The organism is Pseudoalteromonas sp. SR45-5 (assembly GCF_014163565.1).
In the GTDB taxonomy this organism is placed as follows: Bacteria; Pseudomonadota; Gammaproteobacteria; order Enterobacterales; family Alteromonadaceae; genus Pseudoalteromonas; species Pseudoalteromonas distincta.
In genome coordinates, this window is sequence record NZ_JACJDN010000368.1 from 1 (window position 1) to 4042 (window position 4042).

Consider the following 4042-nt stretch of genomic DNA (forward strand, 5'->3'; position numbering starts at 1 on the left):
TAAAACGCCGCGCACTTAACCTACGCGCTTTTAAGCTCGAATCTTTTAAATGCCCTAACCTTATGGCTAAATCAAATCCGCCCTCTAATAAGTTTTCTTGCTCGTTACTTAGTGTGGCAACAACTTCTACCTCGGGATGCTCCTTCATAAAATTATGCACTATGGGCATAATAAAGCTCTCTCCGTACATAACTGGTGCTGTGAGCTTTATTTTACCTTTAGGCGTACTTTGTTGCTGAGCAAGGCCTTGAGTTGCCTCGTCCATAGCGTGTTGTAAGTGCTTTATTTGATGTAAGTACACTTCACCTTCTTTAGTTAAAACCACTTTACGAGTAGTACGAGTTAAAAGCTGGGTATTTAAACGTTGCTCAAGCGCCGTAACATGGCGGCTAATATGCGCAACCGAAAGCCCAAGCATTTTTGCAGCCGCAGTAAAGCTGCCCTCTTCACCAACCGCTATAAACTCATCAATTCCATCCCAACGTGCCATTATTACCATACTGTAAAAGTGTTTTAATAAAATTGAGATTATCATTATTTGAGAAACAAATACAATAAGCCCATCACCCAAGCAAATTGGGTCTACAATTATTTTTTAATAGCCAGTTAAAGGAAATAAAACACATGTCTGAATTTATTAAATCAAAAGCTGCCATTGCTTGGGGTCCTAATCAACCACTTAGTGTTGAAGAAGTTGATGTGATGATGCCTAAAAAAGGCGAAGTTATGGTAAAAATTACCGCTACAGGTGTGTGTCATACTGATGCATTTACATTATCAGGACAAGATCCTGAAGGCATATTTCCTGCTATTTTAGGTCACGAAGGCGCTGGTGTTGTCTATGCAGTTGGCGAAGGCGTAACGAGTGTTGAAGTGGGGGATCATGTTATTCCTTTATACACTGCAGAATGTGGCGTATGTAAAATGTGTACTTCAGGTAAAACTAACCTGTGTTCAGCCGTGCGCGAAACACAAGGGAAAGGCCTAATGCCAGACGGCACTACACGCTTTTTTAAAGATGGCCAACCAATTTATCACTACATGGGTACATCAACGTTCTCTGAGTACACTGTATTGCCAGAAATCTCACTTGCTAAAGTAAATAAAGAAGCATCACTAGAAGAGATTTGCTTACTAGGCTGTGGTGTAACAACGGGCATGGGCGCAGTTACCAACACAGCTAAAGTAAAGCCTGGCGACACTGTTGCTATATTTGGCTTAGGCGGTATTGGTTTGTCTGCGATTATTGGCGCAAAAATGGCTGGTGCAGGTCGTATTATCGGTGTTGATATAAACACCACTAAATTCGATTTAGCTACAAAACTAGGTGCTACTGATTTAATTAACCCAAAAGATTTCGACAAGCCAATTCAAGAAGTTATTGTTGAAATGACAGATGGCGGCGTTGACTACTCGTTTGAATGTATCGGTAATGTTGACGTAATGCGCTCAGCGCTTGAGTGTTGCCACAAAGGTTGGGGTGAGTCGGTCATTATTGGTGTGGCAGGTGCAGGCCAAGAAATATCAACCCGTCCGTTTCAGCTGGTAACTGGGCGTGTATGGCGTGGTAGTGCATTTGGTGGCGTTAAAGGCCGTTCACAACTCCCTGAAATTGTTGAGCGTTACATGGCAGGTGAATTTGCTCTTAGCGACTTTATTACTCACACAATGAGCCTTGAAGATATTAACGAAGCGTTTGATTTAATGCACGAAGGCAAAAGTATTCGTACAGTCATTCATTACTAATAAACTGCATTCGTAAAATAGCTTATTAATAAGCCGTAATACTTTTAAGTTTACGGCTTTTAAGGATTAAGTATGTTAGAAAATATCTCAAGTGTAAAAGTGTCTGGCGGTTGGCATAAGCAATATACTCACAGCTCGCAAAGTACACATTGCACTATGCGCTTTGCCGTATTTTTACCACCTGGCGCAAGTGAAGCAAATAAAGTACCGGTACTTTATTGGTTATCGGGATTAACCTGTACCGACGAAAATTTTATGCAAAAAGCCGGTGCATTTAAAAAAGCAGCAGAGCTGGGTATTGCTATTGTAGCGCCTGACACTAGCCCGCGTGGCGAAAACGTACCCAATGAAGACAGCTACGACTTTGCACAAGGCGCAGGCTTTTACGTAAATGCCACGCAAGCTCCTTACAACACCCATTTTAATATGTACGATTATGTTGTTAGTGAATTACCAGCATTGATAGAGCAACATTTTCCGGTAACAAGTACAAAAGCAATTAGTGGTCACTCTATGGGCGGGCACGGTGCATTAATGGTCGCACTTAAAAACCCGACTGCTTTTGTAAGTGCCTCGGCTTTTAGCCCTATTGTAAATCCGATTGAATGCCCTTGGGGTGTAAAAGCATTTACTGGTTATTTAGGAAATGATAAAGCGCTTTGGAAGCAATACGACAGCTGCGAGCTGATGAAAAACGCAGAGCAAGCTCATTACTTACCCATGTTAGTGAGTCAAGGTGATGCCGATGGTTTTTTACAAGAGCAACTTAAGCCAGAAAACTTAGTCGCTATTGCTGATAAAAAAAGCTACCCGCTTACACTTGAAATGCAAGCAGGCTACGATCATAGCTACTTTTTTATAAGCAGCTTTATTGACCAACACTTATTATTTCATCATCAGTTTTTAACTGCTTAGCCTTATTAGTGTGTAGAGATGACTTTTCTACCTCTACACACTCTTTTAGACTTTTAGTGACCTGCCTACATACTTGCGTAGTAGTGCTTTCCCCTTTAACTAGGCTAACAAGAGCCGAATCTATCTTTAATCCCATATCAGTAAAGTTAAATCCGTTTTTATCTGTAGGTACTGGCTCTAGTGGGTTTTTATAAGGTGTTGACTGCGCCGGGCTAATACTATTTTTATCATTACGCGCCTGAGATTGTGCTTGCCCATCAATAATAGCGCCCGCAACTGTACAGCCAGAAAGGCAATAAAAAAACAAAAGTACAATAATTGTTTTCATCATTCATCCTTAACAAAATATTACCTAAATTGTATACGTTTTTTATTGTAACTCTGTAAAAAAATGTAAGTATTACTACCTAAAATCATTTATAAACTTTCTTGTAACACCCACCAGCTGCAATATAAAAAATGGCGACCCTAAATAACCTAAAATTTTATTAATGGTAGGTTGTAAGTGTTCTGTGAGAAGTTCAGGAAATAAAAAAGCAAAAACAGATAACCCAGCGCAAAATAGTAACGCTGTTTTTTCAAGTTTAGTGGGTGTGATTAATGTTTTATTTAAAGGCAAAAGGTTCACATAGGTGTCTTTTAGGTATGATAAAAGAATACGGGGCTTTAAAACTCAGATCAAATTAACTATCGCGTAAAATAGTAATAAAAACATGTAAAAGTTTCCTCAATAATTTTTATTAAACTCAGCTTCCTACAATAAACCATTGATTATTAGTTATTTATGCAATGGCCCACTGTTTGCTTATTATTAACAAAATTAACCCGCATAGGCTCAATAATGGAAATTAATTTACAGTGGAATGAAATCATCGATAACTTAATACATTTAGGTATTGCCTACCTACTTGCGCTACCTATGGCTTACGACAGAGAGCGTAGCCATGATGGTGCAGGCCTTCGTACCTTTCCTCTTGTTGCTGTTGCATCGTGTGGGTATGCATTAATAGCGATGTCGGTTTTAGATGGCGCAGAAGCTCAATCTAAAATGTTGCAAGGCATCATTACTGGCATTGGTTTTATTGGCGGTGGCGCAATTTTGAAAAATAACAAATCAACCTCCGGTACAGCAACCGCAGCCAGTATTTGGAATATGGGCTTAATTGGTATAGCTGTGGCCTATAGCCGTTACGAAATAGCCATTTTGCTTGCCATTATTAATTTTATAACGCTAAGGTATGTAAAAAAGTTTAAGTGATAATTGGCTGTATTATTACAAGTAATGCGAGCAAATATTGGTCGTATTACGTGTGTATAATCACTGGTAAAATATAAATACACGATTTCAATTTGATACAATATAACATATAATAAATACAGT

At 39.1% G+C, this 4042-nt stretch carries 5 protein-coding genes; 3 read left to right on the top strand and 2 right to left on the bottom strand.

Annotated elements, in window-relative coordinates:
* Window positions 1-490: LysR family transcriptional regulator (locus tag H5072_RS13415; protein ID WP_182693803.1), on the bottom strand; the 490-nt coding region annotated here is incomplete at its 3' end.
* Window positions 491-624: 134 nt separating this feature from the next.
* Here H5072_RS13415 and H5072_RS13420 point away from each other — a divergent pair.
* Window positions 625-1746, top strand: a complete 1122-nt coding sequence (locus H5072_RS13420; protein WP_002960732.1) for an S-(hydroxymethyl)glutathione dehydrogenase/class III alcohol dehydrogenase — start codon at window positions 625-627, stop codon at window positions 1744-1746.
* Window positions 1747-1818: 72 nt separating this feature from the next.
* Window positions 1819-2661 carry an S-formylglutathione hydrolase gene (gene fghA, locus H5072_RS13425; RefSeq protein WP_096792995.1) on the top strand — a complete coding sequence of 281 codons (843 nt, stop codon included), beginning with the start codon at window positions 1819-1821 and terminating at the stop codon, window positions 2659-2661.
* Here fghA and H5072_RS13430 read toward each other — a convergent pair.
* Window positions 2615-2989, bottom strand: coding sequence for a hypothetical protein (locus H5072_RS13430; protein WP_182693804.1), 375 nt, complete (start codon window positions 2987-2989; stop codon window positions 2615-2617). The genes fghA and H5072_RS13430 overlap by 47 nt on opposite strands.
* Window positions 2990-3502: 513 nt before the next feature.
* Here H5072_RS13430 and H5072_RS13435 point away from each other — a divergent pair.
* A complete protein-coding gene (locus H5072_RS13435) occupies window positions 3503-3919 on the top strand; it encodes an MgtC/SapB family protein (protein ID WP_182693805.1) in 417 nt (138 codons plus the stop codon).
* Window positions 3920-4042: the final 123 nt, after the last annotated feature.

Bases quoted from the DNA above. Each gene is read 5' to 3' on its own strand.
- fghA (WP_096792995.1), top strand. From the start codon at position 1,819: ATGTTAGAAAATATCTCAAGTGTAAAAGTGTCTGGCGGTTGGCATAAG.
- H5072_RS13420 (WP_002960732.1), top strand. From the start codon at position 625: ATGTCTGAATTTATTAAATCAAAAGCTGCCATTGCTTGGGGTCCTAAT.
- H5072_RS13430 (WP_182693804.1), bottom strand. From the start codon at position 2,989: ATGAAAACAATTATTGTACTTTTGTTTTTTTATTGCCTTTCTGGCTGT.
- H5072_RS13435 (WP_182693805.1), top strand. From the start codon at position 3,503: ATGGAAATTAATTTACAGTGGAATGAAATCATCGATAACTTAATACAT.